Origin of the sequence: Brachybacterium rhamnosum, from assembly GCF_039526185.1 — a bacterium.
Lineage (GTDB): Bacteria > Actinomycetota > Actinomycetes > Actinomycetales > Dermabacteraceae > Brachybacterium > Brachybacterium rhamnosum.
In genome coordinates this window covers 344,783-357,089 of record NZ_BAAAIS010000001.1, presented here as the reverse complement: position 1 = coordinate 357,089, position 12,307 = coordinate 344,783, and the positions used below count along the sequence as shown (strand labels likewise).

10 protein-coding genes are annotated in these 12,307 nt (G+C 74.1%); 7 read left to right on the top strand and 3 right to left on the bottom strand.

From position 1 onward, the window contains the following. Positions 1-38 precede the first annotated feature (38 nt). The gene (gene ispG, locus ABD080_RS01640; protein ID WP_137771277.1) at positions 39-1,193 is read left to right on the top strand and encodes a flavodoxin-dependent (E)-4-hydroxy-3-methylbut-2-enyl-diphosphate synthase; all 1,155 of its coding nucleotides are present in this window, start codon (positions 39-41) and stop codon (positions 1,191-1,193) included. Positions 1,194-1,201: 8 nt separating this feature from the next. Further along, positions 1,202-2,047, top strand: coding sequence for a GNAT family N-acetyltransferase (locus ABD080_RS01635; RefSeq protein ID WP_343903404.1), 846 nt, complete (start codon positions 1,202-1,204; stop codon positions 2,045-2,047). Here the strand turns inward: ABD080_RS01635 and ABD080_RS01630 are convergent. Next, a complete protein-coding gene (locus tag ABD080_RS01630) occupies positions 1,971-2,651 on the bottom strand; it encodes a hypothetical protein (protein ID WP_343903403.1) in 681 nt (226 codons plus the stop codon). The two genes, ABD080_RS01635 and ABD080_RS01630, sit on opposite strands and share 77 nt — an antisense overlap. 82 nt (positions 2,652-2,733) lie before the next feature. Next, positions 2,734-4,035, bottom strand: a complete 1,302-nt coding sequence (locus ABD080_RS01625) for a glycoside hydrolase family 15 protein (protein ID WP_240811144.1) — start codon at positions 4,033-4,035, stop codon at positions 2,734-2,736. Between the two features lie 113 nt (positions 4,036-4,148). On the opposite strand from ABD080_RS01625, the gene ABD080_RS01620 reads away from it, so the two are divergent. Beyond that, a complete protein-coding gene (locus ABD080_RS01620) occupies positions 4,149-5,930 on the top strand; it encodes a proline--tRNA ligase (protein ID WP_343903402.1) in 1,782 nt (593 codons plus the stop codon). A gap of 36 nt (positions 5,931-5,966) precedes the next feature. Here ABD080_RS01620 and ABD080_RS01615 read toward each other — a convergent pair whose 3' ends face one another. Continuing rightward, the gene (locus ABD080_RS01615) at positions 5,967-7,082 is read right to left on the bottom strand and encodes a DUF4439 domain-containing protein (protein WP_137771769.1); all 1,116 of its coding nucleotides are present in this window, start codon (positions 7,080-7,082) and stop codon (positions 5,967-5,969) included. 153 nt (positions 7,083-7,235) lie between these two features. Between ABD080_RS01615 and ABD080_RS01610 the strand changes: the two genes are divergently transcribed. The 4 genes from ABD080_RS01610 to infB all read left to right on the top strand — a co-directional run bounded on the left by ABD080_RS01610 (position 7,236) and on the right by infB (position 12,288). Then, positions 7,236-7,817 (top strand): ribosome maturation factor RimP, encoded by a 582-nt coding sequence (locus ABD080_RS01610; protein WP_343903401.1) that lies wholly within the window; start codon positions 7,236-7,238, stop codon positions 7,815-7,817. A gap of 1 nt (position 7,818) precedes the next feature. Further along, positions 7,819-8,808 (top strand): transcription termination factor NusA, encoded by a 990-nt coding sequence (gene nusA, locus ABD080_RS01605; protein ID WP_343903400.1) that lies wholly within the window; start codon positions 7,819-7,821, stop codon positions 8,806-8,808. A gap of 186 nt (positions 8,809-8,994) precedes the next feature. After that, positions 8,995-9,294 carry a YlxR family protein gene (locus ABD080_RS01600; RefSeq protein WP_343903399.1) on the top strand — a complete coding sequence of 100 codons (300 nt, stop codon included), beginning with the start codon at positions 8,995-8,997 and terminating at the stop codon, positions 9,292-9,294. Between the two features lie 96 nt (positions 9,295-9,390). Next, positions 9,391-12,288 (top strand): translation initiation factor IF-2, encoded by a 2,898-nt coding sequence (infB, locus tag ABD080_RS01595; RefSeq protein ID WP_343903398.1) that lies wholly within the window; start codon positions 9,391-9,393, stop codon positions 12,286-12,288. The last annotated feature ends 19 nt before the right edge of the window (positions 12,289-12,307 follow it).

Sequence of the window (12,307 nt, the reverse complement as noted above, 5' to 3'; positions counted from 1 at the left end):
GCCTCCCCCTCGGGGCGCGGTGGGGCGATAATGGAGCGGTGACTTCCGTGAGCCTCGGCATCCCCTCCGTCAAGACGCCCCCGCCGGTCCTCGCCCCCCGGCGGAGGACCCGCAAGGTCAAGCTGGGCGACATCTTCGTGGGCGGCGACGCGCCGATCACGGTGCAGTCGATGACGACGACCCCCACCCACGACATCAACGCGACGCTCCAGCAGATCGCGGAGCTGACCGCCGCGGGCTGCGACATCGTCCGCGTCGCGTGCCCCCGGCAGGAGGACGCCGACGCGCTCGTCGCGATCGCCGCGAAGTCCCCGATCCCCGTGATCGCGGACATCCACTTCCAGCCCAAGTACGTCTTCGCCGCGATCGAGGCGGGCTGCGCGGGGGTCCGCGTGAACCCCGGCAACATCCGTCGCTTCGACGACCAGATCAAGGACATCGCGAAGGCCGCGAAGGACCACGGCACGGCCCTGCGGATCGGCGTGAACGCCGGCTCGATCGACCCCCGCATGATGAAGGGCGACCGGGTCACCCCGGAGGCGCTCGTGGCCTCCGCGAAGTGGGAGGCCTCGCTGTTCGAGGAGCACGACTTCCACGACTTCGGCATCTCCGTGAAGCACAACGACCCGGTGATCATGGTCGAGGCCTACCGGCAGCTCTCCGCGGAGGGCGACTGGCCGCTCCACCTCGGTGTCACCGAGGCCGGCCCCGCCTTCCAGGGCACCATCAAGTCCTCCGTCGCCTTCGGCATCCTGCTCGGCGAGGGCATCGGCGACACGATCCGCGTGTCCCTCTCCGCCCCGCCGGTGGAGGAGGTCAAGGTCGGCAACCAGATCCTGCAGTCGCTGAACCTCAAGCCGCGCAAGCTCGACATCGTCTCCTGCCCCTCCTGCGGCCGCGCCCAGGTCGACGTGTACACGCTGGCCGAGGAGGTCACCGAGGGCCTCAAGCACCTCGAGGTCCCGCTGCGCGTCGCCGTCATGGGCTGCGTCGTCAACGGGCCGGGCGAGGCGCGCGAGGCGGATCTCGGCGTCGCGTCCGGCAACGGCAAGGGCCAGATCTTCGTCAAGGGAGAGGTCATCAAGACCGTGCCGGAGGCGGAGATCGTCGAGACCCTGCTCGCAGAGGCGAACCGCATCGCCGCCGAGATGGGCGAGGGCGCCGAGGGCGCGCCGTCCGTCTCCGTGAGCTGAGGTCACCGGTGTTCCGCCGCGGGGGCCGCGTGCGCCCGCTGCGGGGCGCGGCGGTCGACCCCGCCCTCTCCCTCGCGCTCGAGGAGCCCGTGCTCAACACCCTGGGCGGTGCGCGCCTCGCGGAGCTCGCCCGTGCCGGCAGCACCGCCGCCGAGTTCTCCGTGCTGGGCGAGGACGACGCCCCCGAGGGTCTGCTCTGGCACGGGGTGAACCTGTCGCCGCTCGGGGCAGGGCCCGAGGCGCTCGAGGAGTTCGGCCGCCATCTCGCGGGCCGCTCCCGGCGCTCGAGCTCCGTGGTGGGCCCGCGGCAGGCGGTCGAGGCGATGTGGGCACCGATGGCGCCCACCTGGGCGGGCCAGGTGCGGGAGTACCGCTGGAGCCAGCCGCTGCTCGTCGCGGACGAGACGCCCGCGGCCCTCGCGGACGTCGGCCTGCGCCGCGCGCGCCCGGGGGAGGAGTCCGCCGTGTTCCCCGCCGCGGTCGCGATGTTCCGCGAGGAGGTGGGCGCCGATCCCACGCGCGGCGACGGCGGCCGCTCCTACGGGAACCGCGTCACCGAGCTCATCCGCGCGGGCCGCACCTACGTCGTCATGCACGACGGGCTCGTGCTGTTCAAGGCCGACGTCGGCGCGATCTTCGGTCCGGTCGCCCAGGTGCACGGCGTGTGGGTGCGACCGGGGCACCGCAGCCGCGGCCTCGGGCGGGCGGCGATGGCGCAGCTCGTCTCGCAGGTGCGCGCGGACCTCGCCCCGCAGGTCTCCCTCTACGTGAACGACTTCAACGAGCCCGCGCGCCGTGCCTATGCGGCGGCCGGGTTCCACGAGGCCGGGGAGCTCTCCACGATCCTGTTCTGAGCGGTGAGCGCCTCCTCACCGGGTGCCGAGCCCCCGTCCGGGGCCGGGAGCCGCGGTCGGCGACGAGGAACACGGCGCCGTAGGCGAGGGTGCACGCGGCGAGCGAGAGCCCCGCGAGGGCACGCGCCGCGGCCGCGTCGAGGGCGCCGGTCGTGGCGAGCAGCAGGGCGGCACCCGCGCCCGCGACGCCGAGGGCCGTGGTGAGCAGGTGCAGGCGGGAGCGCTGGACCAGCCGGAACAGGGCGAAGTGCGCTGCGACGATGAGGGCGACGGCGGGCATCACGAGCTCTCCGCGTCCGGCGCGGGCGAGCAGCAGGGTCACCCCGGCGATCACGACGACCTCGATGAGCGCGAAGAGCCCGACGACCGGGCCGGGGACGCCCCTGGACCCGGCGCGCCCTAAAGTCCCCGCCGGCGGGTCCTGGCGCCCGCGCCGGCCGGTCCCCAGCACGGCGGCCAGCGCGACGCCGGCCCCGGCGAGCAGGCCGAGCGCGGAGAGGATCGGAGATGCCTGCCAGGCGTTCGTGGACCAGGCACAGGTCATGACGCCCATGAACAGGGCCATCGGCAGGAGCGGGGTCGCGGGCGAGGGATCAGTGCGCATGACCTCAGCCTCGCTGGGCGAGCGCGCCTCCCGCCGTGGGTGCCGTCATGGCGGCACCGTGACAACGGTCAGGGTCGGGAGGTCAGCCCTCGCGCAGCGCGTCGATCGTGAGGATCGTGTTCGCGGCCGTCCAGGCGAGCGGGGCGACGGCCGCGGGGCGCCCGTCGTAGAGCACCTTCTCGCTGAGCGAGCCGGCGGCGGTGCGGTGCTCGGCGAGCCAGGTCAGGAGCGAGCCCGCCTCGTCGTCGGCGCCGGCGCGGGCGAGGCCCAGGGCGAGCAGGCTCGTGGACGGGGTCCAGCTGATGCCGTCCTGCTTCCAGCGGGCCCCGGGGGCGATGCCGCCGGCGGGCCGGCGGAGCAGGTCCCCGAGACGCGTGAGGTCAGCGGTGGGGACGAGGTCCGCGGCGCCGAGCGCCGTCGGCAGGGCAAGGGCGGAGTCGGCGCCCCCGCGCCGGGCGTAGCGCTGGTACCCGGCCGGCCCGAACTCCTCGCGCAGCAGCGCGGTGAAGGCCTCCGCGGCCTCGGCGTCCCCGCTCTCGCCGGTGACGGTCGCAGCGGCCTGCCAGCCGGCGAGGGTCGTCGCCATCAGGGCGAGCGTCACCGAGCGCTCGCGCAGCTCCCAGTAGTCGGGGGAGACGGGCGGCAGCTGCTCGCCGTGGCCGGTGCCCGAGCGCAGCAGGTCCCGCGAGCGGGTGACGAGGCGCTCGAGCCCGGCGGCGGCGGTCGCGCGCCGCTCGGGGGTCGGGAGCGCCTCCAGGACCTCCGCCACCGCCCAGAGGACGAGCCCGGTCCCGTCGAACTGCGGGGGCCGGTCGTCCGGGGCACGGCCGGTGGCGAGGTCGTAGCGGGCCTCGAACCAGCTCCCCTCCCGCTGCAGGGACTGCAGGTGGGAGAGGATGCCGAGCGCCTCGTCGTGCAGCCCGGCGCGGGCGAGGGCGACCGCGCAGAAGGCGCCGTCGCGCGGCCACAGGTAGCGCCAGCTGCGCGACCATCCGGCGACCGGGGCGGGGGCGTCGTCGCCCAGCACCCAGAGGTCCGCGAGGGCGGAGGCGGCGAGCTCGGCGTGCGCCGCGGGCACCGTGTCCAGCCACGGCCGTGCCGTCGCCATGAACGCGTCGGCGCGGCGGGCGGGCGCGGCGTCCTCGGGGACGGAGGCGAGCAGCCGGGTGCCCGGTCGCAGTCGGGAGGCGGGGATCGAGGAGTCGCCGCCCACCAGGTGGCGGCGACCGTCCGCGGCGATCGCGACGGTCGCCGAGAGCAGCGGCGCCTCGGTGCGGGGATCCTCGCGCAGGGCGAGGGCCCCGGCGCCGAGCGCGCCCGCCCCGAGCAGCCCGCCGCCCAGGAGCAGCGACCGGCGGGCAGGGAGGGAGGAGGTCCCCTCCATGGCATGCACCTCCCTGCTCGTCGCGCGTGCGCACCAGCGTACGTGCGCGCCCTTACCATGGTCCCGGTGCCCGCGCGAGAGCCGGCCGCCCCCCACGTCCGAAAGGCCCCTCCATGATCCGCATGTCCTCCTCGTTCGTCCGCACGCTGCGCGAGGACCCGTCGGATGCCGAGGTCGCGAGCCACAAGCTGCTGGTGCGCGCCGGGTACATCCGCCGCTCCGCCCCGGGTGTGTACACCTGGCTCCCGCTGGGCCTGAAGGTGATGCGCAAGGTCGAGCAGATCGTGCGCGAGGAGCAGGACGCGATCGGAGCCCAGGAGCTGCTGTTCTCCGCGCTGCAGCCCCGCGAGCCCTATGAGGCGACCGGTCGCTGGGAGGAGTACGGGCCCACGCTGTTCCGTCTCCAGGACCGCAAGGGCGCGGACTACCTCCTCGCCCCCACCCACGAGGAGATGTTCGCCCTCGCGGTGAAGGACCTGTTCAGCTCCTACAAGGACCTCCCGGTCATGCTCTACCAGGTCCAGCACAAGTACCGCGACGAGGCGCGCCCCCGCGCCGGGCTCCTGCGCGTGCGCGAGTTCGTCATGAAGGACGCCTACTCCTTCGACGTCGACGACGCCGGTCTCGACGCCTCCTACGACCGTCAGCGCCAGGCGTACCAGCGGACCTTCTCGCGCCTGGGCCTGCCCGTCGTCATCTGCCAGGCGGACGCGGGCGCCATGGGCGGCTCCCGCTCCGAGGAGTTTCTCCACCCCACGCCCGTCGGCGAGGACACCTTCGTGGTGACCGACGGCGGCTACGCCGCGAACGTCGAGGCCGTGACGACCGTGGCACCGGCGCCGCTGTCCGCGGAGGAGATCGCCGCGCTGCCCGCGGCCCATGTCGAGGAGACCCCCGGCGCCTCGACCATCGCGGCGCTCACCGACTTCTCCAACGCGACATACCCCGGTGGCGGCTACGTCGCGGAGGACGGCAGCTGGACCCGCTACGAGATGCTCAAGCACCTCGTCTACCTGCTCACCTACCCCGACGGCAGCACCGAGCCGCTCGTCATCGCGCTGCCCGGCGATCGCGAGATCGACGAGAAGCGCCTCGAGGTCGCGGTCGCCCCGGCGGTCGCCGCGCCCTTCACGGAGGAGGACTTCGCCCGTCACCCCGTGCTCGCCAAGGGGTACATCGGCCCGGCGGGCCTGGGCCTGGAGTCGGCGTCGAAGATCCGTTACGTCGTGGACCCGCGGGTCTCCGAGGGGACGCGCTGGGTCGCCGGCGCGGGCGAGGCCGGCAAGCACGTCTACGACCTCGTCTTCGGCCGCGACTTCACGGCCGACGGCATGATCGAGGCGGCCGAGGTGCGCGACGGCGACCCCGCGCCCGACGGCTCCGGTCCGCTGCGCCTGACCCGCGGCATGGAGATGGGCCACATCTTCCAGCTGGGCCGCAAGTACGCCGAGGCGCTCGACGTCAAGGTCCTCGACGTGAACGGCAAGGCCGTCACGGTCACGATGGGCTCCTACGGGATCGGTGTGACCCGTGCGGTCGCCGCGATCGCCGAGCTGCACCACGACGACAAGGGCCTCGCGTGGCCGCGCTCCGTCGCACCGATGGACGTGCACGTGCTCGCGACGGGCAAGGACGAGGCGATCTTCGCGAAGGCCGCGGAGCTCGCGGAGCAGCTCGAGGCCGCCGGCTACGACGTGCTCTACGACGACCGTCCCAAGGTCTCGCCGGGCGTGAAGTTCAAGGACGCCGAGCTCATCGGCATCCCCACCACCGTGGTCGTGGGCCGCGGGCTCGCCGAGGGCATCGTCGAGGTCCGCGACCGCGTCGCGGGATCCGTCCAGGAGGTCGCGCCCGAGGCCGTCGTCGGGACGGTGCGCGCGCTCGCCGACGCCTGATCCCACGGACGGGACGACGCCCGGGGCGCCGACGGCTCAGCCGTCGGCGCCCCGCTGCGTGATGTCCAGGGAGGGCAGCGGATCCATCGCGCCGGTGAGCGGGGCGAGCACGCCCGCCTCCGCGAGCGCGGCCGCGATGCCGAGCGGGCGCCGAGCGAAGGGCGCCGCGCCGGTGAGGGCGAGATGCGCGTCGAGAAGCGCCGTGGAGACCTGTGCGGGGAGCTTCGCCGCGGTGTCCTCGTCGAGGGGCTCGACCGGCAGGGCGTAGACCGCCTTCCGCTCCACCACGGGGGCGCCGTCCTCCTGCGCGGCCGCCGCGAGGGCCGCCGCCCGGTCCCGGTGCAGCGTGCTCGCCTCCTCGTGCGCGGTGCGCTCCTCGTCCGCGGTGCGCGCTGCGAGGACCTCGTGCACGTATCCGGCGTACCACTCCTGGTCCTGCGCCGCCTCGATCGTGAGGTGGTAGTCGGACTCGGCGCCGATGGACGGCGGGTCGGTCTCGGGCACGGTCCGGGTGGGGACGATCTCCTCTGCCGGGGGCAGCGCGGCGACCTCGCCCGATCCGCTCGCCGCGACGAGCCGCAGCGCCGCCCAGTGCACGTGCGCGCCGATGGCGGCGACGGGCCGGGCGAGGGAGCCGGAGACCTGGCGTGCGGCCGCGGTGCACAGCACGCGCAGATCGGACAGCGCCGCGACGAGGGCGGCGGCGTCGGCGGCGGGGGAGGCGGAGGGGGAGACCGTCGCCGTCGGGGAGCCGGCGGCCTCGGCGCTCGCGGCGTCCTCGAGCTCCGCGCCGGTGCGCAGGGAGTCCCGCTGCGCCGGCAGGACGCCCACGAGCTCGGAGAGCACCTCGGCGGCCGCCGCGTCGGTCCCCGGATCCGTCGCCTCCTCGACGGCCCGGGCCCCGGCGAGGCAGGTCTCGAGGGAGGCGAGCAGGTCCTCGCGGTAGAGGTCGTCGATGCCGGGAGGGGGAGGGGTGTAGGGGGCCGGCCCGCCCAGGCGCACCGTGCCGCAGCCCGCGAGCGCGAGCAGACCGGTCGACGCCCCGGCCAGGAGCACGGCACGGCGCCCCGGCCGCGGCACCGGGGCCGGGCGGGCGGGCGTCGCCCGGCGGCCGGGGGCCGGACGGCCGGGGTCTGAGGGATCGGCGAGCATGCGGAGCACGGGAGGATTGTCGCACCGGAGGCCTCCCGGGGCGCGTTCAGGGCGGTGGACCACTATCCTGGAGCGGTCCCCGCCGGCACCCCGGCGCCCGGACCCCACGCCCCGCCCCGCGCGGGTGCCATACGCAGGAGGAGAAGAGCGCCGATGAGCACCCTCGACCCGTATCCGGCCCTGCGGGAGGCCGCGGAGCGCCTGCTCGCGGACCACGATCTCGTGCTCGAGGACATCGAGGTGCGGCCCCGCTCCGGGATGCCGGAGATCCGCATCGTCGTCGACCTCCCCGAGGACCGCTCGGGCAGCGTGGACCTCGACACCGTCGCCCTCGTCTCCCGTGCGCTGAACGACATGGTCGACGAGGACGATGCGCTGCTGGGCCCCGATCCCGCGCTGCTCGAGGTGACCACGCCCGGTGTGGACCGCCCGCTCACCGCCGCTCGCCACTTCCGTCGCGCCCGCGGCCGCCTCGTCGAGCTGCGCACCGCGCAGGGCGAGGAGCACCGTGCCCGGATCCTCGCCGTGACCGAGGCCGAGGCGGTGCTCCTGCGCCCGGAGGCGGGCCGCGACGACCGCGGCCGGCCGCGCAGGCTGCCCGCCGGCACCCCCGACCGCCTCGAGATCCCCGTGGCCGAGGTCGAGTCGGCACGGGTGCAGATCGAGTTCGACCCGCCCGCCGATCTCGAGCAGCTGCTCGCCGAGGCCGGCCACACCGCACCGAAGGAGAGTTGAGATGGACATCGACATGGGGGCGCTGCGCGCGCTCGAGCGCGAGCGCGAGATCAGCCTGCCCGTGCTGCTGGACGCCATCCGCTCCGCGCTCCACGCCGCGTACCTCCACACCGACCACCCCGTGCGGGACTCCGAGGTGCTGATCGACGAGCGCACCGGTGAGGTCGCCGTCATCGCCCGCGAGCGCGACGCCGAGGGCAACGTCCTCGAGGAGTGGGACGACACCCCGGAGAACTTCGGTCGCGTCGCCGCCTCCACCGCGCGCCAGGTGATCTTCCAGCGCATCCGCGACCTCGAGGACGACGCCGTGCTCGGCACGTACGCGGATCGCGAGGACGACATCGTCTCGGGCATCATCCAGCAGGGCCGCGACCCGCGGATGGTGCTCGTGGACCTCGGCGAGGTCGAGGCGGTGCTCCCGCCGCACGAGCGCGTCCCCGGGGAGGACTACTCCCACGGCAAGCGCCTGCGCGCGTACGTCACCGAGGCCCGTCGCGGCCCCAAGGGTCCCCAGATCACGCTCTCGCGCTCCCACCCGAACCTCGTGCGGCGGCTGTTCGCCCTCGAGGTCCCCGAGGTCGCCGACGGCTCCGTCGAGATCGCCGGGATCGCCCGCGAGGCGGGGCACCGCACCAAGATGGCGGTCCGCGCGACCGTGCCGGGACTGAACGCCAAGGGCGCCTGCATCGGCCCGATGGGCGCCCGCGTGCGCGCCGTGATGAGCGAGCTCAGCGGCGAGAAGATCGACATCGTCGACTACTCGGAGGACCCGACCGCTTACGTCGCCAACGCGCTCTCGCCCTCGAAGGTCACGAGCGTCGTCGTGGTCGACGAGGTCGGTCGGGCGGTCCGCGCGACGGTCCCCGCGACCCAGTTCTCGCTCGCGATCGGCAAGGACGGACAGAACGCGCGTCTGGCGGCGAAGCTGACCGGCTGGAAGATCGACATCCACCCCGACGGCCCGGCCCCCGCGGAGGACGCGGGCGCCTGACCGGCGCCGCGGGCCCGGCGGGCCCGTGCGCGGGGTGGTGTGTCGCACGACTCCCCGGTGCCCGGCGCCCCGGGCGTGTCCGCTACACTGGACCAGCTGTCCTTCCAGGATTCCTGGCTGGTCCGTGCCCTCCGGGGAGGCGGATCGTCACCGGGGAGGGCGCTCGGAACGGAGAGGGAGGGACCGATGGCTGGCCCTTCGCCCCACCGCCCCGAGCGCACGTGCATCGGCTGTCGTGAGACGGCCCCGCGCGATCAGCTGATGCGTCTGGTCCGGGAGCCCGCTCCCGATGGGACCGCACCGCAGATCCGGCTCGACCCCCGCAAGGTCGCCCCGGGTCGCGGGGCCTGGCTCCATCCCGATGCGTCGTGCCTCGACCTCGCCCTGCGACGGGGCGGCCTCGCCCGGTTCTTCCGCGGCGCGGTGCGCACCGATCAGCTGCTCGGGGATCTCGAGGCTTTCGAGCCCACCATCCAGTGGAAGTAGAAGAACCCATGGACATCCGATGAGTACTCACTCATGAGCACCCTCTGGAATTAATGGTCCGAGCCCTTCTGTCGGCCGGACCGAGACAGGAGAAAAGTGGCTAAGGTCCGCGTCCACGAGCTCGCCAAGGAGCTCGGACAGCCCAGCAAGGTCGTCCTGCAGAAGCTGCAGGACATGGGCGAATTCGTCCGTTCCGCCTCGTCGACCATCGAGGCACCCGTCGCCCGTCGTCTGCGCGGGGAGTTCCCCGCCGGCTCCGGCGGCTCCACCGCATCGGCCCCGGCGCCGTCCGCCAAGCCCTCCGGCGCCCCGAAGCCCGGCGGAGCCCCCAAGCCCGGTGCCAAGAGCGCCCCGAAGCCGGGTGCCGCCCCGGCGCCCGCCGCCGAGCAGAAGCCTGCCGCCGAGGCCGCACCGGCCGAGCAGTCGGCTCCCGCCGCCGAGGCCCCCGCCGCGTCGGCCGCCTCCGCCGGTGCCGAGCGCCCCGCCGCGAAGCCCGCCGGAGCCCCGAAGCCGGGCGCCCCGCGCCCCGCGCCGAAGGACGAGCGCCCCGCCGCGAGGGAGGAGCGTCCCTCCGGCGCCCCGAAGCCCGGCGGTGAGCGTCCCGCGCCGCGTCCGGGCGGGGCCCGTCCCGGCAACAACCCGTTCGCCAGCTCGCAGGGCATGCCCCGTCCCGGTCGCAAGCCGGGCGGTGCCGGTGCCGGCGGCCGCGGCCCCCGCGAGGGCGGCGGCGCGCGTCCGGGCAACAACCCCTTCGCGAGCTCGCAGGGCATGCCCCGTCCGGGCGGCCCGCGTCCCGCGCAGCGCGACGGCCAGGGTCAGGGCCAGGGCGCGCAGCGTCCCGGCGGTCCCCGTCCGGGCGGTCCCCGTCCCGGCGGCCCGCGTCCGGGCATGCCCACGCCGGGCGTCATGAACCAGCACGCCCACGGCGGTCTCCAGGACGCCGCGAAGGGCGCCGACGGTCGTGGCCCCCGCGGCGCACGTCCCGGCGGCGGCCCCGGTGCCCGCCCCGGCGGCGGTCCCGGCGGCGGTGGCGGCCCCCGCGGCGGCCGCGGCGGTCGCGGCAGCACCCAGGGCGCCTTCGGGCGCGGCGGCAAGCCCGCCCGCTCGCGCAAGTCGAAGCGCGCGAAGCGCCAGGAATGGGAGCAGCAGCAGGCTCCCGCCCCGGGCGGCGTCTCGCTGCCCCGCGGCAACGGTGCGACCATCCGGCTGCGCCGCGGCGCCTCGCTGTCCGATTTCGCGGACCGCATCGACGTCAACCCCGCATCGCTGATCACCGTGCTCTTCGCGATGGGCGAGATGGCCACGGCCACCCAGTCCCTCGACGAGGACACCTTCGGCCTGCTGGGCGAGGAGCTCGGCTACAAGATCGAGATCGTCTCCCCGGAGGACGAGGAGCGCGAGCTGCTCGAGCAGTTCGACATCGATCTCGACGCGGAGCTCGCGGACGAGGACGACGAGGACCGCCTCCCGCGGCCCCCGGTCGTCACCGTCATGGGCCACGTCGACCACGGCAAGACCCGACTGCTGGACACGATCCGGTCCTCGAAGGTGGCCGCGGGCGAGGCCGGCGGCATCACCCAGCACATCGGTGCGTACCAGGTCGCGGTCGAGCACGAGGGCGCCGAGCGCGCGATCACGTTCATCGACACCCCGGGCCACGAGGCGTTCACCGCCATGCGTGCCCGCGGCGCCGAGGTCACCGACATCGCGATCCTCGTGGTCGCCGCGGATGACGGCGTGATGCCCCAGACCATCGAGGCGCTCAACCACGCCCAGGCGGCGAACGTGCCGATCGTGGTCGCGGTCAACAAGATCGACAAGCCGGACTCCAACCCGGACAAGATCCGTCAGCAGCTGACCGAGTACAACCTGATCGCCGAGGAGTACGGCGGCGACACGATGTTCGTCGACGTCTCCGCTCGCGAGAACCTCAACATCGACAAGCTGCTCGAGGCCGTCCTGCTCACCGCGGACGCGTCCCTCGACCTGCGGGCGAACCCCGACAAGGACGCCCGCGGCGTGTCGATCGAGGCGAACCTGGACCGTGGTCGCGGTCCGGTCGCGACGGTGCTGGTGCGCCAGGGCACGCTCCGCGTGGGCGATGCGATCGTCTGCGGCATCGGCCACGGCCGTGTGCGCGCCATGCTCGACGAGGACGGCACCCCGGTCGAGGAGGCGGGTCCGTCCCGTCCCGTCCAGGTGCTCGGTCTGACCTCGGTCCCCGGTGCCGGTGACAACTTCCTGGTCGCGGCCGACGAGCGCACCGCTCGTCAGATCGCGGAGAAGCGCGAGGCGGCCAAGCGCGCCGCGTCGCTCTCCAAGGTGCGCAAGCGCATCAGCCTCGAGGACATCACGCAGCACATGGCCGACGGCAAGATCGAGACCCTCAACCTCATCCTCAAGGGTGACGCCGCGGGTGCGGTCGAGGCGCTCGAGGAGTCGCTGCTGGGCATCGACGTGGGCGAGGAGGTGCAGCTGCGCATCATCGATCGCGGCGTCGGCGCCATCACGATGAACAACATCAACCTGGCCGTCGCCTCGGATGCCGTCATCATCGGCTACAACGTGCGCGCCGAGGGTCAGAACGCGGAGTACGCCGACCGCGAGGGCGTGGAGATCAAGTACTACTCGGTCATCTACAACGCCATCGACGAGATCGAGCAGGCCCTCAAGGGCATGCTCAAGCCGGAGTACGAGGAGGTCGAGCTCGGCTCGGCGGAGATCCGCGAGATCTTCCGCTCCTCGAAGTTCGGCAACATCGCCGGCTCGATCGTCCGCAGCGGCATCATCCGCCGCGGGGCGAAGGCCCGCATCACCCGTGGTGGTGTGGTCGTCTCGGAGAACATCGAGATCGCCGGTCTGCGTCGCTTCAAGGACGACGTCACCGAGGTGCGCGACGGGTACGAGTGCGGTATCAACCTGGGCTCGTACAACGATCTGCAGCTCGAGGACGTCATCACGACCTACGAGATGCAGGAGAAGCCCCGCAGCTGATCGTCGAGGGTCCGGGTGC

What these genes read in the sequence shown, in the direction of transcription:
- ABD080_RS01630 (WP_343903403.1), bottom strand. Translation starts at nt 2,651, where the DNA reads ATGCGCACTGATCCCTCGCCCGCGACCCCGCTCCTGCCGATGGCCCTG.
- ABD080_RS01625 (WP_240811144.1), bottom strand. Translation starts at nt 4,035, where the DNA reads ATGGAGGGGACCTCCTCCCTCCCTGCCCGCCGGTCGCTGCTCCTGGGC.
- ABD080_RS01620 (WP_343903402.1), top strand. Translation starts at nt 4,149, where the DNA reads ATGATCCGCATGTCCTCCTCGTTCGTCCGCACGCTGCGCGAGGACCCG.
- ABD080_RS01615 (WP_137771769.1), bottom strand. Translation starts at nt 7,082, where the DNA reads ATGCTCGCCGATCCCTCAGACCCCGGCCGTCCGGCCCCCGGCCGCCGG.
- ABD080_RS01610 (WP_343903401.1), top strand. Translation starts at nt 7,236, where the DNA reads ATGAGCACCCTCGACCCGTATCCGGCCCTGCGGGAGGCCGCGGAGCGC.
- nusA (WP_343903400.1), top strand. Translation starts at nt 7,819, where the DNA reads ATGGACATCGACATGGGGGCGCTGCGCGCGCTCGAGCGCGAGCGCGAG.
- ABD080_RS01600 (WP_343903399.1), top strand. Translation starts at nt 8,995, where the DNA reads ATGGCTGGCCCTTCGCCCCACCGCCCCGAGCGCACGTGCATCGGCTGT.